The sequence below is a fragment of the Arthrobacter sp. KNU40 genome, assembly GCF_051515115.1.
GTDB lineage: Bacteria > Actinomycetota > Actinomycetes > Actinomycetales > Micrococcaceae > Arthrobacter.
The window spans coordinates 2,777,296-2,802,878 of record NZ_CP195850.1 but is presented as its reverse complement, the minus strand read 5'-3'; the positions used below and the strand labels follow the sequence as shown (position 1 = coordinate 2,802,878).

Sequence of the window (25,583 nt, the reverse complement as noted above, 5' to 3'; positions counted from 1 at the left end):
GGTGCTTTGAATGCCTATTTGAGGCTGCCGAGAGACAGGCCACCCTGCCAGTACTTCTGCAGGGTGAGGAATGCCACCACGAGGGGAATGATGGAAATGAACGAACCGACCACAATCAGGCTCCAGAGCGAGTGGCCACCGCCGTTGTTGGATGAGGCCAGCTGCTCCCAGAGGCCTATGCCCACCGTGAGTGGATAGAGCCTCTCCGTGGACAACATGGCCAAGGGCAGGAAGTAGTTGTTCCAGGTCCCGACGACGGAAAGCAGGAGGACAGTCACGAGCGCCGGCCGAAGCAAGGGCAAGGAGACTTGGAAAAAGGTCCGCAGTTCGCCGGCTCCGTCCACCCTGGCCGCGTCGAGCAACTCATCAGGCACGGCTTCTGCGGTGTAAACCCGCATCAGGTAGACGCCGAAGGGGCTTAGGAGGGACGGCAGGATGACCGCCCACACGGTATCTGTGAGCTTGAGGTTGGACATCAGGATGAATGTCGGGATGACCAGCGCCGTCATGGGGACCATTACGGCACCGAGCAGCAACGCGAACGTAAGGTTCCGGCCCCGGAACTTGTACTTGGCGAAGCCGTAACCGGCCAGGACCGAGATTGCCGTCGCTCCCAAGCCGCCGCTGACAGCGTAGAGCAGCGAATTACCGAGCCACTGCACATACTCCCCGCCGTTGTAGGCGAAAAGCTCCTGGATGTTTGCGATCAGGTTGAAATTCTTGTCGAACCACATAGCGCCGGAAGAGCCGGCAAAAAGCCCTTGTGCATCCTTCGTGCTGGCAACGAACAGCCACCAAATGGGAGCCAGGAAATACAAGACCAGGACGCCCAGAAAGACATGAGCCACAACGTTGCGGCGACGGGGCCGCGACAACCGGGTTGTAGCCGGGAGATGTGTTGTCGGTGTGCTCATGAGAGATTGCTCCCTTTCTTGCGGGTCGCGAACATGAAGATATACACCGCGATGAAGACGACGATGCCAAGGGAGAAGGAGATGGCCGAGGCGTAGTTGAACTGGGCATATCCGAAGGCCAAGTTGAACGCGTAGATGTTCGGGGTGAAATCCGGGGTGATGCTGCCGTTCGCTACCGGCCCGAGGATTTGCGGCTCGGAGAAGAACTGCAGCGTCCCGATCAGCGCAAAGATAAGAATGAGCACCAGCGCCGAAGAAACGAGGGGTATTTTGATGCGAAAAGCAACTTGCCTTTCGGACGCGCCATCAATCTTGGCGGCCTCGTACAGCGTCGGATCAATTCCCTGCAATGCCGCGTAAATGATGATCATGTAATAGCCGGCCCACTGCCACGTCACAACGTTGAGCAGGCCGTAGAAGACGTTGTCCTGGCTGAGCAGGAAAGGCGCCGGCGCGTGGAACAAGGAGAAAAGCTGCTCAAGCGGGCCGAATGTCGGACTGTAGAGAAACCCCCACATCAGGGCGCCGATGACCGCGGGCACTGCGTACGGCAGGAAGATCATCAGCCGGGAGAACCTGGCGAGCCGGGAGGTGAGGTGATCGAGCACGAGCGCGGCCGCCAGGGAGACGGCCATCTGGACCGGGATAAGGACCAAGGAGAAGCGAACCACGAACCAGACGCCCTTGAGGAACTGTGGATCCGAGAAGGCGTGGAGATAGTTCTCCAAACCGCTGAACCGCGTACCTGTCGCCAGGCCCTTGGTGAACAGGCTGAGGTAGAGGGCGTAAGCAAGCGGAGCCAGAAGGAACGCTACGAAAACCACGCCGAACGGTGCGATGAAGAGCCAGCCGGTCCGGGCGCGCCGTGCATTCATCTTGTCGCTGCGGGTTCTGCGTTCGGGAGTGGGCGGGGGATTCACCGTGTCCGGTGCGGAAGTATGCGGCAACGACGTCACCGTTGACCCGTGAACTGCCATGAGCTGTCCTGCAACTTTCTATCGATCGATTCCGTCCCGTTCCGCCCGGCCGCGGGGCCGGGCGGAACGGGAGGAGTGGTCAGTTGACAGTGAACCCTTGGCTCTTCGCGTAGTTCACCATGATGCCTTGCAGCTCAGTGGCTGCTTCGTCCCCGCTGACTTTGCCGGCGTTGATCTTGACCGTCTCGGCCTGCAGTTGTGCGTAGTAGTAGACACTGAACGGGCTGTAACTGAATCCCTTGTAGGCATTTTCGGCCGGGATGTAAATGTCCTTGTTTGCAGTCTGCCCGCCAAAGAAATCGACCGCGTTGTTGGTGAACGCATCCGACTTCAGCACATTTTGGTTGAGCGGGAAGATTGTCTGGGTCTTCCAGCCATCCGTGAGGGAGGCGTCGTCGGCGTAGAGGCCCTTGGCGACTTCGGCGGCGAGCTTCTGGTCACCCGCCTGCGAGGTGACGGCAAAGGTGGATCCTCCCCAGTTCACGGAGACGGGGTTGCTTGGATCCCATTGGGGGAGCGGCGCAGCGGCGAATGTTCCTTTCTCGGTGCCCTTACCCACTCCGGATCCGGTGAGGTAGCCGGGAGCCCAAGCCGCGGAGATGTACGTGGCGTACTTGCCGCCGATCATTCCTGAGATGTAGTCGGTGGTGAACTGGTCTTGGGTGGCCACCAGACCCTTCTTCACGAGCGCGGCCCAGTAGTTCAGCACGTCCTTGGCCGGCTGGCTGTCGAGGTGAATGGAGATGTTCTTCTGGTCCGCCAGGTCATAAGTGAAGGGAACGGCGCCCTTTTGGGCCATGAGGGCGGTCAGGGCGGCAGGAACATTGCTGCCAAGATCTCCGAATGCGGGGCCGCCGGCGTCCTTGACCTTTTGCGCGGCCGTTTCGTACTCCGCCCAGGTCGTCGGCGGCTTGATGCCGTACTTGTCCAGCACATCCTTGCGGTAGATCATGCCCATGGGCCCGCCGTCGACCGGAATCGCGTAGACCGAATCGCCTTGCGAGACGTCCTTCCAGGAGCCGGCGCTGAAGTTCTTCTTGACGTCTCCGGCGCCGTACTTGCTCAGGTCGACAAGTGCGTTCTGCAATTCAAAACCCGTCAGCTGGTCGGCCTCGAGCATGATCACGTCAGGGGCTCCCTTGCCGGCCTGGATAGCGGTTTGGAACTTCGCATACTCCGGGGCGCCTTGGCCGGCCACGGTCCAGCAGACCTGGACATCGGCGTGGGAGTTGTTGAAGTTGTCCACGACCGTGGCCATGTTCGGGTACCACGCCCACACGGAGACCTTCGGAGCGTCGGCATGGACGATCTTGTTGGTGCAATTGGTCGTGTTGGAGCCCGCGCTTGCGGCATCCGCGCCGCCACTGCACCCTGCCATTGTGGCGGCCAAGGCAGCGGCTGATACTGCTGCTGCGATTGCTTTCTTGTTCACGTAGTTTCCCTTCGGTCGTGCATGGACGTCGTCGTCGGAGGTGGAGCAGTGAGGGTAGGCCGTCCTCCAGCCAATGGATGCTGGTGGGGGCCGGACGGACTCGGAAGTTGGGGCGAGAGGACAATCCCAAGCTTTTACATCGATGTAAGTAATCGTTGTAAATCCATGATGATGTGACCCGACTTACATGTCAAGAAAAAATTAGGCGGAGTCTTCGGCGGACTTGATCGCCGTGGACTGCCGGCTGATGACCTTGAAATCCGCTTCAAACTCGCGGGCGGGCGTTGCTTCGGCCGCGCCGTCGATCCGTTCCAGGAGCATCGCGACGGCGGTCTCGGCGATCTCCCGCCGGCCCGGATCTATGGTCGACAACGTTGGTAACGAATACCGGGTCTCGTCGATGTCGTCGAATCCGATGATCGCGACATCCTCGGGGATTCTCAGTCCAGCGTCCTGCATGACACGCATGGCACCCAGGGCGATGGAGTCGTTGAATGCCACGACGCCATCGAACTCGAGCCCGGACTCCAAGACCTGCCGCATGGCTTGGGCGCCGTCGGACCGGTGCCACGACTGGACGTCGATAGCCAGTTCGTCCCGGTAATCCAGCCCCGCGTTCCGCAAGGCGCGGCGGTAACCTTCCAGGCGGAGCCCGGCTGAGCCGATGACTTCATTTCGATGGGCGCCAAAGGCGAGTAGTTTCGTTCGTCCGCGCTGCAGGAGGTGTTCCGTAGCTGCTTGTGAAGCCTCAATGTTTTGCATGGTCACGTGGTCCGTGGGGCCATGAAAAATCCGCTCGCCCAGGAGGACCATGGGCGTCGGAATATCAATGAGGCCCACGTCCTCCTGGCCCAGGCCAAGCACGCTGTACAAGACGCCATCGACCATTCGCATTCGGGGGCCATGGAGGATCTCCAGCTCGCGTGTCCGCGAGCCCCCGCTTTGTTCGATGATCACGACCTTCCCGCGCTTTGAGGCGGCCGTCATCACGGCGTCGGCAAGTTCGGCAAAGTATGCGTTCTTCAAATCCGGGATGATGAGGCTGATGACGTCCGTGCGGCCTGACCTCAACCCACGGGCAGAGAGATTGGGCTGATAGCCAAGTTTCTCGATGGCCAGCAATACCCGCTCGCGCGTCTCGGATTTGATGTTCGGATGGTCATTGATGACGTTCGACACCGTCTTGATTGACACATCGGCCGCCTGGGCCACATCCCGCATGGTAACTGCCACTTTTCCTTCTTCCGCACGCAAGTCAGCTTCGGCTTTACAAGCAGATTACATCGTTGGAAAGAATGGAAGGGGAGAATCGTCGCTACATCAGCCACTGGACTGAGACGTTCATGGCGAACAAGGCATTTGTCAGGGGCGCGAGGATCGACTCGTCTGCCTCCATACGGCGCAACGTCTCGACGAATTCATCTATCTGAATGGTGGTGAACCCACCGTCCCGGAGTTGCTGGATGGCAAGCTCGGTATTCTGTTTCCGGGTGTTGCTGAATCGCGGGTTTACCTCTGGCTGTACCGGTTCCGAATCCATTGCCTTTACTTGTCCCCAACTTCCCTGTCCGCAGGACGCCCATTGCAGGGGTATTCATGCATTACAAATGCTACTATCTCAGGCCTTGTCAGGTGCATTCCGGGTACCTGTATGAACAGCCTCTCTTCGTCGCCAGGAGCCACTAGCGCTTAGCCAGCCAATAGCATGGGTCAATGATGGATAAGTCGTCGGCTTCTGGCGCGCTGACACACGAGGTGGCCCGTGACCCCCGACGCGTGCACTGGATGGAACTGTTCTTCGACCTCGTCTTCGTCGCCTTTGTCGGCCAGCTTGCCCGCGGGATCCACGGTGATCCTGGATGGGCTGAATTCGGTACGTTCGTCCTGCTTTTCTTTCCGGCGTGGTGGGCCTGGGTGAACATTGTTTCAGTCGTCAACCTCCTGCCTGGTTTGTCGTCCCGGGCGCTGGGCATAGCGATGCTCGCTGCCATGGCAGCGGCGAGCGTCATGGCCGCCGCGGCGCCCGGGGCCTTTGGCGAACGGGCCTGGGCCTTTTCGCTGGCCAATGCTGCCATTCGCGTGGTCCTGCTGATCTTGTGGCTGTACCAGCACCGCGGGAATTCGTCCGAAACTCCGTGGCGCATCTGGATCTACAACGGCGGCACCGCAGTCCTCTGGCTCATCTCAGCCTCTTTGCCGCTCCACATCGCTGTCATTCTGTGGGCTGCCGCGATCGTTGTCGAGGTTGGAATGATGACGCTTAGCGCCCGACTTTGGCCTGACCGGGGTATCGGCGGGATCAACATCGAGCACGCATCTGAGCGGCTTGGCTTGTTCGTCATCATTGTCCTCGGCGAGTCCATTTTCACGATCGTCACTGAGGTGTCCGAAGACTGGGGCCCCGGCGCAGGTTCTGGGGCCTCAAAACGACAACAACTGCGAGCCAGTTGGGTCAGCCGTTGATGATTTGCGGGACGCCGAGGGCTTTGAGGCCTTCGACGCCGAATTCGAGGCCGTAGCCGGATTGCTTGGCGCCGCCGAAGGGGATGCGGGGGTCGACGTTGCCGTGCTTGTTGATCCAGACCGTGCCGGCTTCGAGGCGTACCGCGACCTCGCGGGCGGCTTCCAGATCCGAGGACCAGACGGAGGCGCCGAGTCCGACGTCGAGCGCGTTCGCCTTGGCGACGGCCTCGTCCACGGTGCTGTAGCGGATGATGGGCAGGGCGGGGCCGAACTGTTCCTCGGCGACGAGGGGGTTGTCGTTGTCGATGTCGGCCACGAGGGTGGTGGGGTAGAAGTAGCCGGGCTGGCCGTCGTCGGGGTTGCCGCCGAGCAGGATGCGGGCGCCGGAATCGCGGGCGGCGTCCACGAGTTTCGCGACGATGTCGTATTGCTGCCGGTTCTGTAGCGGTCCCAGCACGTTCGCCTCGTCCCACCCGTTCCCCATGGGCATCGCGGCGGCAACGGCGGCGAGTTCGGTGCACACCGCCTCATACAGCGAGTCGTGGACGTAGAGGCGCTTGAGTGCGGCGCAGGTCTGGCCGGTGTTGATGAAGGCGCCCCAGAAGAGTCCTTCGGCGATGGCTTTGGGGTCGGCGTCGGGCAGGACGATGCCGGCGTCGTTGCCGCCGAGTTCGAGAGTGAGGCGCTTTACCGTGTCCGCGCTCGAGCGGATGATCGCTTTGCCGGTGGCGGTGGAGCCGGTGAACATGACTTTGCCGATGGAGGGGTGTTCGGCGAGCCGGGCGCCGACGTCGCGGCCGCCGGAGACCACGGTGAGGAGGCCCTCGGGAAGCTCTTCGTTGATCACGGCGGCCAGGGCGAGCACGGACAGGGGCGTGTATTCGGAGGGCTTGACGACGACGGCGTTGCCCATGCGCAGGGCGGGGGCGATCTGCCAGATCGTGATCATCATGGGCCAGTTCCAGGGGCCGATCGCGCCGACGACGCCGATGGGCCGGTAGTGCAGCTCGGCGCGGGTTTCGCCGTCGTCCACCACGGTTTCCGGGTCCAGCGGGGTGCCGGCGGTGGCGCGCAGCCAGGCGGCGCAGGCGCCGACTTCGAAGCGGGCGTTGGGGCCGTTCAGCGGTTTGCCCTGCTCGCGGGAGAGCAGGCGGGCAAGTTCCTCTGCGGAGCGCTCGACGGTGTCGGCGGCCCTGAGCAGCGCGGCGGACCGGGCGTCGTGTCCCAGCGCAGCCCACGCGGGTTGGGCCGCCCGGGCGGCGGTGATGGCGCGTTCGAGGTCCTCGACGGTGTGAACGGGAGCCTCGCCGACGGCGGTGCCGGTGGCGGGGTCGAGGATGGTCCGGGTTTCGCCGGTGGTCGGGGTGATTGAAGCCAGGAGGGCGTCGTAGCTTTCCAAGGGTTTACTCCACTCTGAGTTGGTATTGGTTTCGAAGGACAACGTTCCAGGGGTCAAACGGCCATCAGGATCATGGCGCCCAACGCACCCGCTGAAGAGATGGCCTCAAGGGATGCAGAGGCCTGTCGACGGTGTCTACGGCCGTTTAGTCGCAGCGTTCGGGCCGCCAGGACGACTGAATAGGCGATGACCGCTGCCGCGAGGACAACTGCGAGGGCGGGGTTCGCTCCACCCGGTCCCGAATGCGCATGTGTTGGGTGTATCGAACCGGATGGGGCGGAGGGAAGGGTTGTGACGAAGATGGCGAACATGGCCACGATGGACAGGGAGCGGTGTATTTCCATGCCGCCGCGGCGATGCTTTGGCAGGAGAACCAGCGGAAGAGGGGACGTGAGGAGAAGCAGCAGGCCCCACACGACGCCCGGAACAATGCCCGGCCCGAAGGTTGTGTCCGCCATCGCCACGAGCATGAGTGCCATCGGCCCCCACTGGCTGAGGTTCCTGAACAGGCCTTCCCGCATCGGGCTCCAGATCCCCAAGGCGCAGCAGGCCAGCATGACCAACGAAAGGATTGTGTGCATGTCGTTTACCGATCGTCAGTCCAGGCGCTACAAGTCTTCTTCGTCCCCGAGGTGCACGGCCGCCGGCCCCTCTTCGCCGTGCCCGATGCGCCGATACACGGCGGGATTGCTTCGGCGGAGGCGGAATGCCCAAGCGACCCCCACCAATCCAGGTACGATGATCGTCGCCGGCAGGATGAACGTCAGGGCATTCGTCTCGTTTTGGCCCAGCAGGACGTTGAAGTTGACTACGATCAGAACGAAAATCACGGCCAAGAGCACGAACCCCAAGGCAGGGGCGATCACGCGGGTCCAGATTCCAGCGTCATGCCTGTTCTTGCGGAAGAATCCAATGACGGCCAGCGAAACAACGGTCATCAAGAGGACGAGTCCCATCGCGCCGTCGTTCGTCAGCCACGTGAACATGGTCAGGACAGGGTAGAGATCACCCAGCGACGATCCGGTCCCCGCGATGGCGAATGCCACCGTGACCACGACGGCGATCACCGTCTGGGCGATCGACCCGGCGTAGGGGGCGCCGCTGTGCCGCCGGACTGCGCCCAGCTTTCGGGGAAGGACTCGCTCCCTGCCCAAGGAGAAGAAGTAGCGCGCCGCGGCATTGTGGAAGCTGACGAGTGCCGCGAAGAGGCTCGTGACGAAGAGCAGGCGGGCCAGGTCGGCGAGAAGAACACCGGCGTGGTCGCTGAGGAAACCGAACATCAGGTCCGGTCCTTGTTTCGCTGAGGCGTCCACCACGGCTGACGGTCCGGTGCCGACCGCCATCGCCCAGGAGGAAACAGCGTAGAAGAGCGCAATGATGGCGACGGCAGTGTAGGTGGCACGGGCGACGGTGTGTTTGGGGTCCTTGCTTTCCTCGCCGTAGATCGCTGCCGATTCGAATCCCATGAATGCCGCGATGCCGAAGGAGAGGACCGCCCCGACGCCCGGTACAAAGAGGCTCTGCGGGCTGAGCGGTGCTCCGCTGATTCCTTCGGGTGCCACGGCAAAGGAGACGACGTCGTAGACAATCACCACGAGGAACTCCAGGCCGACAAGCACCCCGAGGACCTTCGCTGACAGGTCCACCCGGTTCACCCCGAGGAAAGCGACGACGGCGATGCAGACCAGCACCGGAATCCACCAGGGGACAGTGACGCCGAAGCGTTCGTTGATCAGGCTTGAGACGGTGAAGCCGAAGAGGCCGTAGATGCCGACTTGCATCAGGTTGTAGGCCATCAGGGCCACCATCGAAACCCCGACGCCGACCGGCCGGGAGATGCCCTGGGCTACGTAGGAATAGAAGGCGCCGGCGTTGACGACGTACCGGCTCATGGCCGCGTAGCCGACGGCGAACACGGCGAGGGTTCCGCCGAGCAGCAGGAAGGAGAGCGGCACGCCGGTGACCCCGGTGACGGCAAACGTCGTCGTCACCCCGCCGGCGAGGACGGTGAGCGGAGCCGAGGCGGCGATGATCATGAAAGTCACCGCCGGGACGCCGAGACGGCGTCGATGGTGATGCGGGTGGCCCACCTCGGTGGTCTCTTTCCCTGTTGTTAAACTCATTTCTGGGCCTCCATGTGGCAGTGGCCGCCTTCGGCGGGCTTCGACGCGGGGACATCGAGGACGGGGCTCCGATCGAAGAAGCCTTCGGGACGTAGTTTGAAGCCCACAGTGTCGACGGGCATGATCGGCCAGTCCTCGGGTCGGGGGAAGTGGGTCAGCCCGAAGGTGTGCCACACGACGATGTCTTGACCGTCGATGTCCCTGTTGCGGGCAATGTAGGACGGCAATCCGGCTCCTCCGCAGTGCTGGTTGACGAAGTCGCCGCTGGGGTAGCGCTCATTCTCGTCGTAGCGGGTCACCCACAGGTCCTTCGTAGCGAAGGCCGCACGCCGGGCGATGGACGATTGGGGGTCGGCCAGGAGCATGGGATGCCCTTGTCCGTGGAGCTTGTACCCCACAGGGTCGCCCAGGCGGTTGAGTGATTCGGGATTGGAAATGATCCAGGCGCGCCCGGCCGCCATGTCGGACTCGCGCACTGCCTCCGATTCGCTCTTGAGCACCGTCCGACGGCGCGCGAAGGCGTTGCCGCGCTCGTTGCCTTCTCCCATGGGTACGCGGACAGCGTCCTCTTCCTCGACCCTGTTGCTCAGGCCGTCGATGGCGAAGTCCAGGCGGGCACTGAAAAGGTGCTGATGGAAGGGAGCACCCAGGCCCGGGGCGAGCTCCGAGGCGTACGGGTAGCCTTTCCCGGGGTGGGCGCTTGTGAAGACGACGCCGGTGGCCTTGGCTTCGAACTCGATGGTGCCGTCGAGGTAGAGGTACCAGTAGAAGCCGTAGTCGTAGTTGCCGATGGTGGTGAAGAAGCTGATGACGAGCCTCCGGTTCCGGCGGGTGTAGTTCACACCGCTCCAGAGGTCGCTGTGCTTGGCGAGGATGCTCCAATCCTCTTCGTGCATGCAGATGCCGTTGCGGATCTCCCGTGGCCGGCCGAACGAGTCGCTCACTACCGGGCTGAGGTAGGTGATTTCGCCAAGGCAATCGCAGCCGAGCTCGAGCGAGTTGGCGTATTGGCCCACGAGGTATTCGCCGGTATCGAAGTAGTTCTGCCAGGAGCGCACGGGAGAGGGATCGCCGTACGGGACCACCATTTCGGCGATCGAGGCGCGCTTGAGGATGCTGCGGCGGCGAGCGGCGTCGTCGAAGGCGACATTGTGGAGGACTACGCCTTCCCGGACATCGAAGCCGATGTCCAGGCTCCACTTCTCCCACTCGACGTGGTTCCCATTGTGGACGGTGAAGCTCGGACCTTCCGGCTGGGTGATGTGGATCGGTTTCTGGGTGGTGCGCATCGGCCCGGTCAGCTCAGGGTCCGTAAAGTTGCCGTGTTCTTCCGGAACCGGGACCGGCCCGAAATCCAGGACTTGGTCGACGGTCTTGCTCACGACGTCGACGTAGGCGACCAGCCCGTCCACAGGGTGGGCCCAGGCGCTGTCGCCGGGGAACTCCTGGACGAAAGCCAAGCCGCGCAGGATCCGGCGGCCTTTCTCTTCGGGGTATTCGAAGACCCCGGCTGACAGGGGAGCGACCCTGACTTTGCTGACATCGAGATTCCGGTCAGCCAAGGCATTGAGCCATCGCTCGTCCTGGGCGAGGATCTCTTCGACCACCTCGAATTCTTCTTCGATGACCGGAAGCTCGCCCGTTACCGACGTATCGAGTTCGACTTTCGAGACGACTTCCTGGTGTGTCACAGAAACGACGACGTCCTGTGCGGCACCGGATGAAACGTTATGTAGGAACGCCCTGAACCTGCGGTCCGGAGTCCCCGATACGTGCGCTCCTGAATCGCGAGGGGGATCAAGCAGGCCAAGGTAGGCGATCCGGATGGATTCGTCGAAGAGTCCGGCGTCGGCCAAAATGCCCCTGACGGCCGTGATGTCTTCGGCGCTGGTCAAGGCATAGGGAGACGGTCCGGCAAACTCAGCCATGTCGGCGATTTCTGGAGAGGAAGTTGTGCTCATGGAAGGCCTTTGTGAGTGGCGGTTTATTTTCTATGTGTGTAGAGAATAGCATCGTGTAATCTGAGTCACAACGGTTGTAGAAAAAAAGATTTGGGGAAAGCGTGCCGAAGATCGTAGACCACGACAAGCGCCGGGTGGAGCTGGTCGAAGCCACGTGGCGGATCATCGCCAGCAGGGGGATCGAGGGTGCCACCATGCGCGAGATAGCAACGGAAGCAGGCTTTGCCAACGGCGCGCTCAAGCCGTATTTCCCCACGAAGGACGATCTCTTGACGTTCGCTTTCGCCCACGTCTTCAACCAGACGAATACCCGCATGAGCGACTCCACCGCCGGCCTGCGGGGCCTGTCCGCTTTGCGCAGCTATTGCCATGAAATTTTGCCGCTCGACGCCGAGAGGCTTAACGAGGCGCGAATCGCGATCGCTTTCTGGCAGCGCGCACTGACGGACCCGGCGAAGGCCGCCCTGCATGATTCCTCAATGGAGCAATGGCGTGAAGCCCTGTTCGACAAGCTCCGTGAAGCCAGGGAACTTGGCGAACTGAAGGAGGGGCTGAACGACGACGACATCGTCGGCGGGATCATGACATTCGCGCTCGGTGCCCAAATCACGGCCACGCTGACGCCGGAACACCACTCGGCGGATCAGCTACGGTCCCAACTGGAGACCTATGTATCGCTCATTTCCTCCGAAAAGGACGCTTTCGTGCCAACGGCCGGCTCGAAGTAAGTCTTGAACGCGCCGAAAGAGCGCCCTTCGCTGGGCGGGCGGCCGTCGTCTAACGGCCGCATCATTGACGGCGGATCCGTGGACTCCCTCCTCAGTCAGCTAAGGGTGGACGCCCGGACCACCAGCTGAGGAGGAAAAACTACTTGAGTGGGTTCAAATCCTGTCTCCGAGTTAGCTTCCTGGAGCAGCAATTCCAGAGCCGTGGACCCAATCAGTGCGCTTGGCTGCCGGATGGAAGACAGAGGGACCACGGCAGCGGCCGCAAACTCGATATCGTCGTAGCCGATCAGTGCTATCTCCTTTGGCACCTGCACTCCGCCCATTAACATCAGGCCCTGCAGAACCCCCACAGCAAGCAGATCGTTGGCCGCGAAGATCGCATCCGGACGTTCGGCTGCGGGCCGGTGGCGGATGGCCTCACCTGCGGCCCTACCCGAGAGGACGGTGAGGGAATCTGTCTCGACGACTTCCAGGGTTGCATTGGCTGGCGCCTGAATTGCCTTGCGCGCCCCCGAGAGACGGTCTGTCACCTGACGAATGCTCGCCGGGCCGCCGACAAACGCGATCCGCCGACGGCCCAGGGATAGCAAGTGGGCAACAGCCATTTCGCCACCGGCAAGGTCGTCCACCGCGACGGAGGAAAAGCTCAAGTTGTCCGTCTGCCGGTCCACGAGAACCGTGGGGATGCCCCGCCGGCGCAACTGTTCCAGCCGTGGGATCACATTGCCGACCGGGGAAAGGAGCACCCCGCGGACGCGTTGCTGTTCAAAGAGATCCAAGTAAGCCGCCTCCCGCTCTGCGTCCTCGTTGCTGTTGCCCACCAGGACAGTAAAGTGCTCCGTGGCGGCTCGGTCCTCGGCGCCCCTGGCCAAATCGGTGAAAAAGGGGTTCGCGGCATCCAGGACCACCAATCCGATGCTGTGACTCATGCCTGCGCGGAGCTGGCGTGCGGCGTCGTTGCGGACAAAGCCGAGTTGGTCGATCGCGGCCTGTACCCGAGCCATGACGTCCGTAGACACTTTTTCCGGCCGATTTAACACGTTGGAAACCGTCCCCACGGAGACCCGAGCCAACGCTGCGACATCCTTGACGCTGGCTGAAACCATTTCTTGAGCTCCTGAGTGCGGACGTCGCTGCCGTTTGGAGGGGCAAGCGTTGGTAAGCAAGTTAGTGTCCTCAGGATACCCGTCCGGAGCCCGATTTGAACCCTTTCAATGAAACGAATCAAAAGGGAACCTAAAACCTCTTGACGACTGCATCGCGATGCCCATATGATTCAAAACACAGCAGCTCTGAAACGATTCATTTCGCAGTTCACGAAGCCCCAAAGGTGCGGTCAATTTTATGCAGCAGACAAACAGTTCCCGGTCCGGTCCCGCAGAGGAATCGTCAGGGCTGGCCCTCTCCCTCGCCCACGCCGCCAAGACCTTTGGCCCGGTGGTCGCCCTGGCCGACGGAACCATCGAGATCCAGGCTGGCGAAATCCACGCACTGGTCGGCGAGAACGGCGCCGGGAAGTCGACCCTGGTCAAGATCCTCGCAGGCCTGCACCACCCGGATTCGGGCGACTTCAAGGTGGGTGGCGAAAGCGTCCAGTTCCGCAATGTCGGCGAGAGTAAAGCCGCCGGAATCTCTGTGATCTATCAGGAGCCCACGCTCTTTCCTGACCTGAGCGTCGCTGAAAACATCTTCATTGGCCGCCAGCCCAAGGGCCGGTTCGGACTGATCAGCAAGGCAACCATGGTCAGGGAAGCCCACCAGCTTTTCGACCGGCTTGGGGTCCCCATCGATCCGACGCGCATCGCCGAGGGCCTCTCCATTGCGGACCAGCAGATCATCGAAATCGCCAAGGCCATCTCGCTGGACGCCAAGATTCTGGTCATGGATGAGCCTACGGCCGCCCTTAGCGGTGTCGAAGTGGAACGGCTGTTCGCCGTAGCCCGCAGCCTCCGGGACAAGGGGACCGGAATTCTCTTCATTTCGCATCGCTTCGACGAGGTCTTTGACTTGTGCGACCGGATCACTGTGATGCGAGACGGCCGGTACATCTCCACCCACCGGACCGCAGAAGTGACGGTGGAGCAGATAGTCCGCGAGATGGTCGGCCGCGACATCGAAGCACTGTTCCCCAAGACAGCTGCGGAGATCGGGGATGTGGTCCTGAAAGTGGAAGGGCTCAGCCGCCCCGGGGTCTTCAGAGATATCAGCTTCGAGGTCCGAGCGGGGGAGATCGTCGCGCTGGCCGGACTCGTAGGTGCCGGCCGTACCGAGGTGGCGCGCGCCGTGTTCGGCATCGATCCCTACGATGCCGGTGAAATCAGCTTCGAGGGCCGCAAACTCAAGGCGCGGGATCCACAGGCTGCCATCACCGCGGGCATGGGCTTTGTTCCCGAGGACCGCCGTAAGCAGGGCCTGGTCATGAGCCTGTCCGTGGCCCGGAACGTCACTCTCACGCTGCGCCACAAATTTGCGACGGCAGGCTTGATTAACCGTGCCGCCGAACGTCGTGCAGCCCAGGACTGGAGCAAGCGGCTCCAGGTCAAGAGCGGCTCGCAGGAACATGCCGTCTCCACGCTCTCCGGGGGAAATCAGCAAAAGGTAGTGCTTGCCAAGTGGCTGGCCACCGACCCGCGGTTGCTCATCATTGACGAACCTACCCGCGGCATCGACGTCGGGACGAAAAGCGAGGTCCATCGGCTCATTTCCGACCTCGCCGGCCGGGGCATCGCCGTTTTGATGATCTCGTCCGAGCTGCCGGAGGTCCTCGGCATGGCGGACCGGGTCTTGGTCATGCGTGAAGGCCGGATCACCGCAGAATTTGACCGCGCCGACGCGAATCCCGAATCGGTCATGCACGCAGCCACGTCTTCCGTAGGAGGTACCCCATGAGCTCAGCTCTGGACCACAGGAAAGCAATGACGACGCCCGCCCCAGGCGCGCGGGGCGCCGTGGCCTCGTTGTTGCGGCTGCGCGAGTTGCCTGTGTTGATCGCGCTGGCTCTTCTGGTGATCGTCACCTACCTGATCAACCCACTGTTTCTCACTCCCCAGGGCGTAAAGGACCTACTCCTGAACGCCACGATCATCATCATCCTGGCGGCGGGGCAGACCCTCCTGATCATCACCCGGAACATTGACCTCTCCGTCGGCTCCATGCTGGGACTGGTTGCCTTCGGCACAGGCTCCGTCTTCTCCGCGATGCCCGAACTTCCGATCATCGCGGTCTTCGCGATCGGGATGGCCTTTGGGGCACTTTTGGGCGCCTTCAACGGACTCCTGGTGACGGTGGCGAAAGTGCCCGCCCTGGTCATTACGCTCGGGACTCTCTATGTCTTCCGAGGGCTGAACAACGCCTGGGCAGGCGGTAAGCAGTTCTTCGCCGGTGACCGGCCCGACGCCTTCGGCGCCCTGTCCGTGAACACCGTGGTGGGGTTCCCCATGATTACTTTGCTTGCCATCGTCGTCGTCATCGCCGTTGCTGTCTACATGTCCGGCACCCGTCCGGGCAGGGACCTGTACGCCATCGGCTCGGACCCGGATGCGGCCACGGCCTTTGGCATTAAGGTGTCCAAGCGGGTGTTCCTGGCCTTCCTGGCCAACGGGGCCTTGGCAGGCCTTGCCGGTGTCCTCTACGCCAGCCGCTTCAACTCCGTGGGAGCCACCACGGGTACCGGCATGGAACTGACAGTAGTTGCCGCCGCCGTCGTCGGGGGCGTGGCCATCTTTGGCGGCAGCGGGTCCGTGGCGGGGGCCGCCCTCGGTGCCCTTCTCCTGACTACCATCACCAGCTCCCTGACCGCACTGCGGGTCGACAAGTTCTGGCAACAGGCCATAGTCGGAGTGCTAATCCTCACCGCCATCATCATCGACCGCGTGGCAAGCCTGCGCACAGCCAAGAAACTGCGGATAAGCGAGGCTCGCAATGTCTGAAAGCACTTCGACCACCAGCGCGGCCCCGGCTCCCGTTGCCGATAGCACCAAACCGCTCGCCAGCGAACCTAAGGGCAGGACCGGCGCCGCGCGAATCCTGACGGGTCGTGACGCCATCACCATCTACGGCCTGGCCGCCTTCCTAATCTATGCAGCCATTGCCATCCCGCGCTTCGCTTCACCGGTCACTACCGGGTTCCTGCTCCTGGACGTGATCCCGGTCCTGCTTATCGCGATGCCGATGACGCTGATTATCATCACGGGCGAAATCGACCTCTCCGTCGCCAGCACGGCGGGCCTGACCAGTGCCTTGATGGGAGTCCTCTGGGCCGGCGGCATGGATATCTGGATGGTCCTCGCGATCAGCCTGCTGAGCGGAATAGCGGCCGGAATGTTCAACGGATTCCTGATCGCCGTGCTGGGACTGCCCTCGCTCGCGGTCACGATCGGCACCCTGGCATTGTTCCGCGGCCTTGCCCTCGTGATCATCGGAGACAATGCCGTGGCCAACTTCCCAAAGGCTCTCACAGCATTCTTCACCTCCAAACTCGGCGGCACTGGCATTCCGAGCGTCATGATCGGCGCCGTCCTCGTGATGATCTTCTTCGGGATCCTGCTCCATTTCACGCCGTTCGGACGCGGGCTCTTCGCGATGGGATACAGCAAGGAAGCCGCCGGATTTGTGGGCATCAAAGTGGCCCGCAGCAAATTCTGGCTCTATGTAGGATCCGGCGCCGTTTCAGCACTCGCTGGTATCTACTGGACGCTGCGATATACCAGCGCCCGCAGCGACAACGCCTCCGGCCTGGAACTGGCAGTCATCGCCGCCGTACTTCTGGGCGGAGTGTCGATCTTCGGCGGCAAAGGGTCGATCCCCGGAGTCGTTGCCGGAGTGCTGCTGATCGGGACGCTCAACTACGCCCTGCGACTGGCACGCGTATCCGATGTCGTCCTCATCACCGTGACCGGACTGCTGCTCATTCTCTCCGTTGTGGCACCGAGCATCGGCTCGGCCATCAAGCAATGGCGGCATACCCGGCGCGTCCGCCGAAGCTTCACCCGTAAGACCACCTGAAAACCGGCACACAAACACCGCAGCAACCGTGCCCACCTGGGACCGGATGTACCTACAGTACGAGGAAAAGGGAAGAACAATGATGTTGAACCGCAGAAACAAAGGCCAAGCCGGCCGTTTAGCGACCATGGTGGCCATTACAGCCGTGGCCGCGCTGGCGCTGACAGCCTGCAACAGCGGCTCGGGATCTGCCGGTGGGAGCAGCCGCGCAGCGGGAGGGGATCTGAAAATCACCTTCATCCCCAAGCAGCTGAACAACCCGTACACGGACGTTGTCTTGGGCGGCGGCAAGAAGGGTGCCGCGGAAGCAGGCTTCGCTTCTTCCCAGGTCGTCGGCCCGCTGGAGGCCTCCGCCTCCAGCCAGGTTTCCTTCATCAACGCCGAGACACAGGCCGGCACCAATGTCATTGTGATCGCGGCCAACGACCCCGACGCCGTGTGCACGGCCCTGGGAGAGGCGCGGTCTGCCGGCGCCAAGATCGTCGCGTTCGACTCGGACACCAAGCCCGACTGCCGCGACGTGTTCATCAGCCAGGTGGTGGCCAAGGACGTAGCCCTGATCCAGACCAAGCTGATCTCCGAGCAGATCGGCGGCAGCGGCGAAATCGCCATCCTGTCGGCCACCGCCAACGCCACGAACCAGAACGAGTGGATCAAGTACATGGAGGAGGAACTCGCCTCCAACCCGGCGTACAAGGACATCAAACTCGTGGCCAAGGTCTACGGTGATGACAATGACACCAAGTCCTTCCAGGAAGCGCAGGGCCTCATGCAGGCCCACCCGAACCTGAAGGGCATCATTTCCCCGACCACCGTCGGCATCGCAGCCACCGCCCGGTACCTCTCAACGTCCGCATACAAGGGCAAAGTTGCCCTCACCGGGCTGGGTCTGCCCAATGAAATGCGCCCCTTCGTCAAGGACGGAACCGTCAAGGAGTTCGCCCTCTGGGATCCGGCGCAACTTGGCTACGTCGCCGCGTACGCCGGGAAGGCCCTCAAAGACGGCAAGATGACCGGCGCCGAAGGAGACACGTTCACGGCCGGAGAACTCGGCGAACGCAAAGTCGGGAAGGGCGGCGTCGTGATCGTTGGGCCCCCGACGGTCTTCAACACCGCGAACATCGACAAGTACAACTTCTGACCCATACCAGGCAGCCGGGCGGGCAACAGACGGTCCGCCCGGCGCGTCCTCTTTTCCGCCCCACCGTTACGGAGCCCCAGAGTTCCCTCTTTCATTCCGGAAGGCCCCCAAAATGAACCAGAAACAATCGGCCGCGCGGCTGCTGCGGCTGCACCGGCGTCGCTCCACCCGCATCGGATTGGTCTCCGGTGGGCTGGGCGCCTACTGGCCCCAGTTTCCGGAACTGCTGCCGCAGCTGCAGGAGTCCGTCCGTTACGTCACCGGTCGTTTCCAGGGACTCGACGCCGAAGTCATCGACACCGGCTTCATCTCCGACGCTCAGGAAGCGGCTGCGGCCGGCGAGAAGCTGCGTAGGGCTGACTGCGATCTGATCGTCATCTTCCTGACCACCTACCTGACATCGTCCATGGTGCTGCCGATAGCCCAACGGGCCAAGACCCCCGTACTGGTGATCGACCTGCAGCCCACCGAGGCGATGGACCACGCGAACTTCGATACGGGCAAGTGGCTGGCCTACTGCGGCCAATGCCCGGTGCCCGAGGTCGCCAACGTCTTCCGGCGCGCCGGAATCGACTTCCGCTCCGTTTCCGGGCACCTTAAGCAGGAATCCGCCTGGGAGCGGATCACCCAGTGGGTCCACGCCGCCGGCGTGCGCGCCCGGCTGCGTAACGCCCGCCACGGACTCATGGGCCACCTCTACCCGGGAATGCTGGACGTCGCCACCGATCTGACCACCGTCTCGACCACTTTCGGCTCCCATGTGGAGGTGCTTGAATTCGATGACCTGCGTGAACGCGTGAACGCGGTGACAGAGTCAGAAGTAGCGGAACGGCTCGAATTGGCCCGCGAGCTATTTGTGCTGGACGACTCCGTGAACGACGACGACTTTGCGTGGGGCGCCAAAGTCTCGGTGGGCCTGGACCGTCTGGTGCAGGACTTCGATCTTGACTCCGTGGCGTACTACCACCGCGGACTTGCCGGAGAACAGCACGAACGGCTGGGGGCCGGAATGATTCTGGGCTCCTCCATTCTCACGGCCCGGGGGATCCCGATGGCAGGAGAATTCGAGCTGCGGACGTCCATCGCCATGCTGGCCGCGCAGGCGATCGGCGCAGGCGGGTCCTTCACCGAGATCCAGGCACTGAACTTCTTCGATAACGTTGTCGAAATGGGCCACGACGGGCCGGCGCACCTGGCTGTCTCGGCGCGGGACCCGTTGCTGCGCGGACTGGGCGTCTACCACGGCAAACGCGGCTGGGGCGTCTCGGTTGAATTCGATGTGCGGCACGGACCGGTCACTACGTTCGGCCTCGGTCAGGACCCCGATGGCAGCTTCGTGTTCATCACCTCCGAAGGCGAAGTAGTGCCCGGACCGCTACTGGCGATCGGCAACACGACCTCCCGCGTGGACTTCGGCGGAGACCCAGGAGTCTGGGTCGACGAGTGGAGCCAAACAGGCATCGGCCACCACTGGGCCCTCTGCGTCGGACACCGCGCTGCGGACATCAAGGCAGCAGCGTCCCTGCTGGGCATCGCACACCGGCAGGTCGTGCTGCCATGAGCACCCAGCGTGTCTGCTTCCAGCTCCAGCTCAAACCCGGACTCATCCCGGAATACACGCGCCGCCACGCCGCGGTCTGGCCGGAGATGCTCCAGGCACTGAAGTCCTCCGGCTGGGACAATTACTCGCTCTTCCTCCGCGCTGACGGGCTGCTGATCGGCTACTTCGAAACCGACAACCTGCCGGAAGCCCAATCCAGGATGGCAGTCAGGGACGTCAACTCCCGCTGGCAGGCCGAAATGTCCCGCTTCTTCGAAGACCTCGACGGGGCACCGGATCAGGGATTCGTCCAACTCACCGAAATCTTCAATCTCGAGGACCAATTGTCCGCGGCCAGCGCCTCAGAGGACAACCATCAACCGCAGAAGGAACAATCATGAACACCACGGAAACGGCCCTGGGCCGCCTCGGGGAACTGGCCATCGAGGTTCCCTCGTGGGCCTACGGCAACTCGGGCACGCGATTCAAGGTGTTCGGCACGCCCGGCACCCCGCGGACCATCCAGGAGAAGCTGGCCGACGCCGCGAAAGTCCACGAGCTGACGGGCCTTGCGCCGACCGTGGCACTGCATATCCCGTGGGACAAGGTGGATGATTATTCCGCGCTCCGCGAGTACGCGGCGGACCTCGGCGTCGGGCTGGGGACCATCAACTCCAATACGTTCCAGGACGACGAATACAAATACGGTTCCCTGACGTCCTCCGACGCAGCCGTGCGCCGGCGGGCGATCGATCATCACCTGGAGTGCATCGAGATCATGCATGCCACGGGCTCCCGGGACCTGAAGGTCTGGCTGGCGGACGGCACCAACTATCCGGGACAGGACGACCTGCGCGGCCGGCAGGACCGTTTGGCGGAATCGTTGCAGGAAATCTACGCGGGCCTCGGCGAAGGCCAGCGCCTGGTCCTGGAGTACAAGTTCTTCGAGCCTGCTTTTTACCACACCGACGTTCCGGACTGGGGTACCTCCTACGCCCAGACGCTGGCCCTGGGGGAGAAGGCCTTCGTGTGCCTGGACACGGGCCACCATGCCCCGGGCACGAACATCGAGTTCATCGTCATGCAGTTGTTGCGCCTGGGCAAGCTCGGATCCTTCGACTTCAACTCGCGCTTCTATGCCGACGACGACCTGATCGTCGGCGCCGCGGATCCTTTCCAGTTGTTCCGCATCATGCATGAGGTCATCCGCGGCGGCGGCTTCGGAAAGGATTCGGGCGTCGCCCTGATGTTGGACCAGTGCCACAACCTGGAGGAGAAGATCCCGGGCCAGATCCGCTCGGTGCTCAACGTTCAGGAAATGACGGCCCGTGCCCTGCTCATCGACATGGACGCGCTGGCCGAGGCGCAGCGCGAAGGCGATGTCCTGGCCGCAAACGGCATCTTCAACGATGCCTTCTACACGGATGTCCGGCCGGTCCTGGCCGAGTGGCGCGAATCGCGCGGCCTGCCTGCTGATCCGATGACGGCGTTCAGGGCAAGCGGCTACCAGAAGAAGATCAACGAGGACCGCGTGGGCGGCCAGCAAGCCGGATGGGGCGCTTAGGAACATGAGCAACAACAAGACTGTTGAAGAATTGATCGGCCGTTCCAACCGCCTGGGCGCGGACAAGCGGAACACCAACTTCGCCGGCGGAAACACGTCCGCGAAGGGCACGGAAAAGGACCCCGTCACCGGCGAGGACGTCGAGCTGTTGTGGGTCAAGGGTTCCGGCGGCGATCTGGGCACGCTGAAGGCAGAAAACCTGGCCGTGCTGCGGCTGGACCGGCTGCAGGCACTCAAGGCCGTTTACCCCGGCGTCGCGCGCGAAGATGACATGGTGGCCGCCTTCGATTACTGCCTGCACGGCAAGGGCGGCGCCGCGCCGTCGATCGATACCGCGATGCACGGGCTCGTGGACGCCGCGCACGTGGACCACCTGCACCCGGACTCCGGCATCGCGATCGCGACGGCAGTGGACGGCGAAGCGCTGACCTCCAAGGTCTTCGGCGAGAAGGTCGTGTGGGTTCCCTGGCGCCGCCCGGGCTTCCAGCTGGGACTGGACATTGCCGCGGTCAAGGAAGCCAACCCGCAGGCCATCGGCACCATCCTGGGCGGCCATGGCATCACCGCCTGGGGCGCTACGAGCGGGGAAGCCGAGGCCAACTCCCTCTGGATCATCGAGCAGGCCGAACGCTACATCGCGGAGAACGGCAAGGCCGAGCCGTTCGGCGGCAAGCTCCCCGGCTACGCCGCGCTTCCGGAAGCCGAGCGACGGGCCAAAGCGGCCGCGTTGGCTCCCGTCATCCGCGGCCTCGCCTCGGCCGACAAGCCGCAGGTGGGCCACTTCAGCGACGATCCGCGTGTCCTGGAGTTCCTCGAAGGCGACGGGCACCCGCGCCTCGGGGCGCTGGGCACGTCCTGCCCGGACCACTTCCTGCGCACCAAGGTCAAGCCCCTCGTCCTGGACCTGCCCGCCGGCGCCGGCATCCAGGAGAGCACCGCGCGCCTCAAGGAACTGCATGCCGCGTACCGGGAGGATTACCAGGCCTACTACGACCGCCACGCCGACGCCGATTCGCCGGCCCTGCGCGGCGCGGATCCGGCCATCGTCCTGGTCCCCGGCGTGGGCATGTTCTCCTACGGCAAGGACAAGCAGACTGCACGGGTCGCCGGGGAGTTCTACCTGAACGCGATCAACGTGATGCGCGGCGCCGAGGCCATCTCCTCCTACGCCCCGATTGAGGAATCCGAGAAGTTCCGGATCGAATACTGGGCCCTTGAGGAAGCCAAGCTCGCCCGGATGCCCAAGCCCAAGTCGCACGCCACGCGCATCGCGCTCGTGACTGGGGCGGCGTCGGGCATCGGCAAGGCGATCGCGACGCGCCTCGCCGCGGAAGGCGCCTGCGTGGTCATCGCGGACCTCAACCTGGACAACGCGCAGGCCGTCGCGGCCGAACTCGGCGGTCCGGACGTCGCCCTCGGCGTGCAGGCAGACGTCACCGACGAAACCCAGATCGCCGCGGCCGTCCAGGAAGCCGTCCTGGCCTTCGGCGGCCTGGACCTGGTGGTGAACAACGCAGGCCTGTCGATCTCCAAGCCCCTGCTGGAAACCACGGAGAAGGATTGGGACCTGCAGCACAACGTCATGGCCAAGGGCTCGTTCCTGGTCTCGAAGGCCGCGGCGAAGGTCATGATCGACCAGGGCATGGGCGGGGACATCGTCTACATTTCTTCGAAGAACTCGGTGTTCGCCGGCCCGAACAACATCGCCTACTCCGCCACCAAGGCAGACCAAGCCCACCAGGTACGCCTGCTGGCCGCTGAACTGGGCGAGTACGGCATCCGCGTCAACGGCATCAACCCCGACGGCGTGGTCCGCGGCTCCGGGATCTTCGCCGGAGGCTGGGGCGCCAAGCGCGCCGCCGTCTACGGCGTCGACGAGCAGGAACTGGGCAAGTACTACGCCCAGCGCACCCTGCTCAAACGCGAAGTCCTGCCCGAGCACGTGGCCAACGCGGCCGCCGTCCTCACCAGCAACGAACTCTCCCACACCACCGGCCTGCACATCCCGGTGGACGCGGGCGTCGCAGCAGCCTTCCTCCGATGAGCGGACAATCCAGTGCCCGCGGCGTTTTCGCCGCGGTCGATATCGGAGCGTCCTCGGGCCGCGTCATGCTCGGCCGGGTCACCGGCGGGCGGGCTGCGTCCGGAAAATCAGTCTCGCTCGAAACAGTGCACCGTTTCCCCAACGGCGTCGTAGAGCTCGACGGCGGACTCCACTGGGACTTCCACGCCCTGTTCGATGAGGTGCTCACGGGACTTGCGGCGGCCGCGGAAACGGCCGCCGCGAGCGGGGAGCGGATTGCCAGCATCGGCATCGACACGTGGGCAGTGGACTACGGACTCGTGGATGCCTCCGGTGCCCTGCGGACCCAGCCGTTCAGCTACCGCGACGAGCGCGCCCGAACGGCCGTTGCGGACGTCCACAAGGTACTGGACCCGGCGCGGCTCTATGCCACCACCGGGCTGCAGTTCCTGCAGTTCAATACGCTCTACCAGCTCGCCACCGAACGTGAACTGCACGGCGTCCAGGCGTTGCTTATCCCGGACTTGATCGCGTTCAAGCTCACAGGGCAACGCCGTACCGAGGCCACGAATGCTTCCACCACCGGGCTTTTTGACGCCGTCACGGGGGAGTGGGCCACAGAATTCTTCAAGGCACTCGGCCTGCCAAAGAACCTGTTCCCGGCCATCATCCAGCCGGGCGAGACCATAGGCACGCTGCTGCCGGACGTCGCAGCCCGGACGGGCCTCGGAGCGGAGACGGCCGTGGTTGCCGTGGGATCGCACGACACCGCCTCGGCAGTGGCAGCCGTTCCCGCGCAGCAAGAAGACTTCGCCTACATTTCCTCCGGCACCTGGTCCCTCGTGGGCGTTGAGCTGGACAGCCCGGTCCTGAATGAAACAAGCCGATTGGCCAACTTCACCAACGAGCGGGGCGTCGACGGCACCATCAGGTATCTGCGCAACGTGGGCGGCCTGTGGTTGCTCAGCGAATGCCAACGCACCTGGGCCGCCGAAGGGCACCGGCAGGAGCTAGCCGCGCTCCTGGAGTCCGCGGCGGCACTTCCCGGCGGCGGCCCGCAGATCAATGCCGACGATCCTGCGTTCATCGCCCCGGACAACATGCCCGAACGCATCAGATCCGCGGTCCGCGCCGGCGGTGCCGTCCTCCCGGACCGGCCGGCCGCCGTCGTGCGCTGCATCCTGGACAGCCTCGCGGCCGCCTACGCCAGGACCCTGGCACGGGCCGAAGGACTGTCCGGCAAGCAGACGTCCGTGGTCCACATCGTGGGTGGGGGCTCGCAGAACAGGCTGCTCTGCCAGCTCACCGCAGATGCCGCCGGCAAGACGGTTGTGGCCGGTCCCGTGGAAGCCACGGCGCTCGGAAACGTACTGGTCCAGGCGCGGGCGGCCGGAGTGGTTACGGGAGGCCTGTCCGAACTCCGGGCACTTGTAAGGGCCAGCGTCCAGCTTGAAAGCTACGAGCCGAAACTGGTACTTCAGAGTCCGTAGGGCTGACGCCCTGTTGCCCCGCAAAGCCCGTCGATAAACTTAAGGGGCGCCGAAGAGACGCAAGGTTCGTTGCGGGAAAGGCAAGATCATGACCGACAGCAGCGGCGTCGAAGAACCCACTGAAGAGGAGAAAGGCGGGGAGGAAAACGGACTTCCCGAGGAACCGGACCTCCGGGGCCGGTACGTCGAGGGAGACTACGGCAAGAGCGGAACGGAGCCCGGTCGGCAGTCCGAGGACGAAGAAGGCCAATACAGCGAAGGCGACTACGGCGCAGCCGGCAGTCAAGGCGGCTTGCCCGAACCGTTGGGTAAGAAAGCCAAGGAATCCGGGCGCTACGCAAAAGCAGACCTCGGAGAGGCGGGAGCCGTTCCAGGGCGCACAGCGGAATCGGAAATCGGCCAGTACGCCGAAGGCGACTACGGCGCGGACGGAGCAGTGGGACCACTACGTGAGGCAGCCAGTCCACCGGACCCAGCGGATGAGGACGGCGAGGACTGACGCGCTCGACTGCCCAGGCATCGATTACGTCGGCCGGACCGTATTTTCTTCAGCTTTGGCCAGTATGAATTTCAGATCCTCAGGGGAGAGGCTGACCTGGCTGTGCCGGTCGGCATCCGGGGTGATCCCGGTTTCCTGGTGGATTATTTCCGCGATGGTTCGCGGCAGGACCACGCATCCGGGGTTGTCGGTTAGCCAATGTCGTGTTTCGGGGCTGAGCATGTCCCAGTGGTCCCTGATGTTCATCTCCATGGATGGCGCCTAACTGAGTGGGTGCAGGGATAAATGATGGATGCAGAGAAGAATGCCGGCCAAAGCCGGTGCC

The 25,583-nt window shown here is 63.3% G+C and carries 23 protein-coding genes; 12 read left to right on the top strand and 11 right to left on the bottom strand.

The window, feature by feature from the left end; translation table 11 throughout:
• Window positions 1–14: 14 nt before the first annotated feature.
• From ACSKT0_RS12935 to ACSKT0_RS12915, 5 genes are all read right to left on the bottom strand, one after another.
• Complete coding sequence (locus tag ACSKT0_RS12935) at window positions 15–914, bottom strand: carbohydrate ABC transporter permease (RefSeq protein ID WP_437770175.1); 900 nt, start codon at window positions 912–914, stop codon at window positions 15–17.
• A complete protein-coding gene (locus ACSKT0_RS12930) occupies window positions 911–1,891 on the bottom strand; it encodes a carbohydrate ABC transporter permease (protein ID WP_437770174.1) in 981 nt (326 codons plus the stop codon). The genes ACSKT0_RS12935 and ACSKT0_RS12930 overlap by 4 nt, the downstream gene beginning before the upstream one ends.
• Window positions 1,892–1,970: 79 nt before the next feature.
• The gene (locus tag ACSKT0_RS12925; RefSeq protein ID WP_437770173.1) at window positions 1,971–3,323 is read right to left on the bottom strand and encodes an ABC transporter substrate-binding protein; all 1,353 of its coding nucleotides are present in this window, start codon (window positions 3,321–3,323) and stop codon (window positions 1,971–1,973) included.
• Between the two features lie 201 nt (window positions 3,324–3,524).
• Window positions 3,525–4,556, bottom strand: coding sequence for a LacI family DNA-binding transcriptional regulator (locus ACSKT0_RS12920; protein WP_437770172.1), 1,032 nt, complete (start codon window positions 4,554–4,556; stop codon window positions 3,525–3,527).
• An 82-nt stretch (window positions 4,557–4,638) separates the two neighbouring features.
• Window positions 4,639–4,863, bottom strand: a complete 225-nt coding sequence (locus tag ACSKT0_RS12915; protein ID WP_437770171.1) for a hypothetical protein — start codon at window positions 4,861–4,863, stop codon at window positions 4,639–4,641.
• Window positions 4,864–5,036: 173 nt separating this feature from the next.
• On the opposite strand from ACSKT0_RS12915, the gene ACSKT0_RS12910 reads away from it, so the two are divergent.
• The gene (locus tag ACSKT0_RS12910; RefSeq protein WP_437770170.1) at window positions 5,037–5,786 is read left to right on the top strand and encodes a low temperature requirement protein A; all 750 of its coding nucleotides are present in this window, start codon (window positions 5,037–5,039) and stop codon (window positions 5,784–5,786) included.
• Here the strand turns inward: ACSKT0_RS12910 and ACSKT0_RS12905 are convergent.
• The 4 genes from ACSKT0_RS12905 to ACSKT0_RS12890 are packed head-to-tail and all read right to left on the bottom strand — an operon-like array spanning window position 5,776 to window position 11,236.
• Entirely contained in the window at window positions 5,776–7,185 is a 1,410-nt protein-coding gene (locus tag ACSKT0_RS12905; protein ID WP_437770169.1) for an aldehyde dehydrogenase family protein, read from the bottom strand. The genes ACSKT0_RS12910 and ACSKT0_RS12905 overlap by 11 nt on opposite strands.
• A 53-nt stretch (window positions 7,186–7,238) precedes the next feature.
• Window positions 7,239–7,766, bottom strand: coding sequence for a hypothetical protein (locus tag ACSKT0_RS12900; RefSeq protein ID WP_437770168.1), 528 nt, complete (start codon window positions 7,764–7,766; stop codon window positions 7,239–7,241).
• Window positions 7,767–7,793: 27 nt separating this feature from the next.
• A complete protein-coding gene (locus ACSKT0_RS12895; RefSeq protein ID WP_437770167.1) occupies window positions 7,794–9,308 on the bottom strand; it encodes an APC family permease in 1,515 nt (504 codons plus the stop codon).
• Window positions 9,305–11,236: a primary-amine oxidase gene (locus ACSKT0_RS12890; RefSeq protein ID WP_437774024.1), complete on the bottom strand. Its 1,932-nt coding sequence runs from the start codon at window positions 11,234–11,236 to the stop codon at window positions 9,305–9,307. The genes ACSKT0_RS12895 and ACSKT0_RS12890 overlap by 4 nt, the downstream gene beginning before the upstream one ends.
• Window positions 11,237–11,370: 134 nt before the next feature.
• Here ACSKT0_RS12890 and ACSKT0_RS12885 point away from each other — a divergent pair, with 134 nt between their 5' ends.
• Window positions 11,371–11,997, top strand: coding sequence for a TetR/AcrR family transcriptional regulator (locus ACSKT0_RS12885; RefSeq protein ID WP_437770166.1), 627 nt, complete (start codon window positions 11,371–11,373; stop codon window positions 11,995–11,997).
• A gap of 95 nt (window positions 11,998–12,092) precedes the next feature.
• Here ACSKT0_RS12885 and ACSKT0_RS12880 read toward each other — a convergent pair whose 3' ends face one another.
• Entirely contained in the window at window positions 12,093–13,103 is a 1,011-nt protein-coding gene (locus ACSKT0_RS12880) for a LacI family DNA-binding transcriptional regulator (RefSeq protein WP_437770165.1), read from the bottom strand.
• A gap of 238 nt (window positions 13,104–13,341) precedes the next feature.
• Between ACSKT0_RS12880 and ACSKT0_RS12875 the strand changes: the two genes are divergently transcribed.
• From ACSKT0_RS12875 to ACSKT0_RS12830, 10 genes are all read left to right on the top strand, one after another.
• Window positions 13,342–14,886 (top strand): sugar ABC transporter ATP-binding protein, encoded by a 1,545-nt coding sequence (locus ACSKT0_RS12875; protein WP_437770164.1) that lies wholly within the window; start codon window positions 13,342–13,344, stop codon window positions 14,884–14,886.
• The gene (locus ACSKT0_RS12870) at window positions 14,883–15,926 is read left to right on the top strand and encodes an ABC transporter permease (RefSeq protein WP_437770163.1); all 1,044 of its coding nucleotides are present in this window, start codon (window positions 14,883–14,885) and stop codon (window positions 15,924–15,926) included. The genes ACSKT0_RS12875 and ACSKT0_RS12870 overlap by 4 nt, the downstream gene beginning before the upstream one ends.
• Window positions 15,919–17,001, top strand: a complete 1,083-nt coding sequence (locus tag ACSKT0_RS12865; RefSeq protein ID WP_437770162.1) for an ABC transporter permease — start codon at window positions 15,919–15,921, stop codon at window positions 16,999–17,001. Before ACSKT0_RS12870 ends, ACSKT0_RS12865 begins: the two co-directional genes overlap by 8 nt.
• A 79-nt stretch (window positions 17,002–17,080) precedes the next feature.
• Window positions 17,081–18,142: a rhamnose ABC transporter substrate-binding protein gene (rhaS, locus tag ACSKT0_RS12860; RefSeq protein WP_437770161.1), complete on the top strand. Its 1,062-nt coding sequence runs from the start codon at window positions 17,081–17,083 to the stop codon at window positions 18,140–18,142.
• A gap of 112 nt (window positions 18,143–18,254) precedes the next feature.
• Entirely contained in the window at window positions 18,255–19,703 is a 1,449-nt protein-coding gene (locus ACSKT0_RS12855; protein WP_437770160.1) for an arabinose isomerase, read from the top strand.
• Complete coding sequence (locus ACSKT0_RS12850; RefSeq protein ID WP_437770159.1) at window positions 19,700–20,083, top strand: L-rhamnose mutarotase; 384 nt, start codon at window positions 19,700–19,702, stop codon at window positions 20,081–20,083. The genes ACSKT0_RS12855 and ACSKT0_RS12850 overlap by 4 nt, the downstream gene beginning before the upstream one ends.
• Complete coding sequence (gene rhaI, locus ACSKT0_RS12845) at window positions 20,080–21,246, top strand: L-rhamnose isomerase (RefSeq protein ID WP_437770158.1); 1,167 nt, start codon at window positions 20,080–20,082, stop codon at window positions 21,244–21,246. Before ACSKT0_RS12850 ends, rhaI begins: the two co-directional genes overlap by 4 nt.
• A gap of 4 nt (window positions 21,247–21,250) precedes the next feature.
• Window positions 21,251–23,290, top strand: a complete 2,040-nt coding sequence (locus ACSKT0_RS12840; RefSeq protein ID WP_437770157.1) for a bifunctional aldolase/short-chain dehydrogenase — start codon at window positions 21,251–21,253, stop codon at window positions 23,288–23,290.
• Window positions 23,287–24,759 (top strand): rhamnulokinase, encoded by a 1,473-nt coding sequence (locus tag ACSKT0_RS12835; protein WP_437770156.1) that lies wholly within the window; start codon window positions 23,287–23,289, stop codon window positions 24,757–24,759. The genes ACSKT0_RS12840 and ACSKT0_RS12835 overlap by 4 nt, the downstream gene beginning before the upstream one ends.
• An 88-nt stretch (window positions 24,760–24,847) precedes the next feature.
• Window positions 24,848–25,258 (top strand): hypothetical protein, encoded by a 411-nt coding sequence (locus tag ACSKT0_RS12830; RefSeq protein ID WP_437770155.1) that lies wholly within the window; start codon window positions 24,848–24,850, stop codon window positions 25,256–25,258.
• Window positions 25,259–25,282: 24 nt separating this feature from the next.
• On the opposite strand, the gene ACSKT0_RS12825 is transcribed toward ACSKT0_RS12830, so the two are convergent.
• On the bottom strand, window positions 25,283–25,510 hold the full coding sequence (locus ACSKT0_RS12825) for a hypothetical protein (protein WP_437770154.1): 228 nt from the start codon (window positions 25,508–25,510) through the stop codon (window positions 25,283–25,285).
• Window positions 25,511–25,583 lie beyond the last annotated feature (73 nt).

Coding starts and splice junctions, on each gene's coding strand:
- ACSKT0_RS12935 (WP_437770175.1), bottom strand. CDS start 914: ATGAGCACACCGACAACACATCTCCCGGCTACAACCCGGTTGTCGCGG.
- ACSKT0_RS12930 (WP_437770174.1), bottom strand. CDS start 1,891: ATGGCAGTTCACGGGTCAACGGTGACGTCGTTGCCGCATACTTCCGCA.
- ACSKT0_RS12915 (WP_437770171.1), bottom strand. CDS start 4,863: ATGGATTCGGAACCGGTACAGCCAGAGGTAAACCCGCGATTCAGCAAC.
- ACSKT0_RS12910 (WP_437770170.1), top strand. CDS start 5,037: ATGATGGATAAGTCGTCGGCTTCTGGCGCGCTGACACACGAGGTGGCC.
- ACSKT0_RS12900 (WP_437770168.1), bottom strand. CDS start 7,766: ATGCACACAATCCTTTCGTTGGTCATGCTGGCCTGCTGCGCCTTGGGG.
- ACSKT0_RS12895 (WP_437770167.1), bottom strand. CDS start 9,308: ATGAGTTTAACAACAGGGAAAGAGACCACCGAGGTGGGCCACCCGCAT.
- ACSKT0_RS12890 (WP_437774024.1), bottom strand. CDS start 11,236: ATGGCTGAGTTTGCCGGACCGTCTCCCTATGCCTTGACCAGCGCCGAA.
- ACSKT0_RS12880 (WP_437770165.1), bottom strand. CDS start 13,103: ATGGTTTCAGCCAGCGTCAAGGATGTCGCAGCGTTGGCTCGGGTCTCC.
- ACSKT0_RS12875 (WP_437770164.1), top strand. CDS start 13,342: ATGCAGCAGACAAACAGTTCCCGGTCCGGTCCCGCAGAGGAATCGTCA.
- ACSKT0_RS12870 (WP_437770163.1), top strand. CDS start 14,883: ATGAGCTCAGCTCTGGACCACAGGAAAGCAATGACGACGCCCGCCCCA.
- ACSKT0_RS12865 (WP_437770162.1), top strand. CDS start 15,919: ATGTCTGAAAGCACTTCGACCACCAGCGCGGCCCCGGCTCCCGTTGCC.
- rhaS (WP_437770161.1), top strand. CDS start 17,081: ATGATGTTGAACCGCAGAAACAAAGGCCAAGCCGGCCGTTTAGCGACC.
- ACSKT0_RS12855 (WP_437770160.1), top strand. CDS start 18,255: ATGAACCAGAAACAATCGGCCGCGCGGCTGCTGCGGCTGCACCGGCGT.
- ACSKT0_RS12850 (WP_437770159.1), top strand. CDS start 19,700: ATGAGCACCCAGCGTGTCTGCTTCCAGCTCCAGCTCAAACCCGGACTC.
- rhaI (WP_437770158.1), top strand. CDS start 20,080: ATGAACACCACGGAAACGGCCCTGGGCCGCCTCGGGGAACTGGCCATC.
- ACSKT0_RS12840 (WP_437770157.1), top strand. CDS start 21,251: ATGAGCAACAACAAGACTGTTGAAGAATTGATCGGCCGTTCCAACCGC.
- ACSKT0_RS12835 (WP_437770156.1), top strand. CDS start 23,287: ATGAGCGGACAATCCAGTGCCCGCGGCGTTTTCGCCGCGGTCGATATC.
- ACSKT0_RS12830 (WP_437770155.1), top strand. CDS start 24,848: ATGACCGACAGCAGCGGCGTCGAAGAACCCACTGAAGAGGAGAAAGGC.
- ACSKT0_RS12825 (WP_437770154.1), bottom strand. CDS start 25,510: ATGGAGATGAACATCAGGGACCACTGGGACATGCTCAGCCCCGAAACA.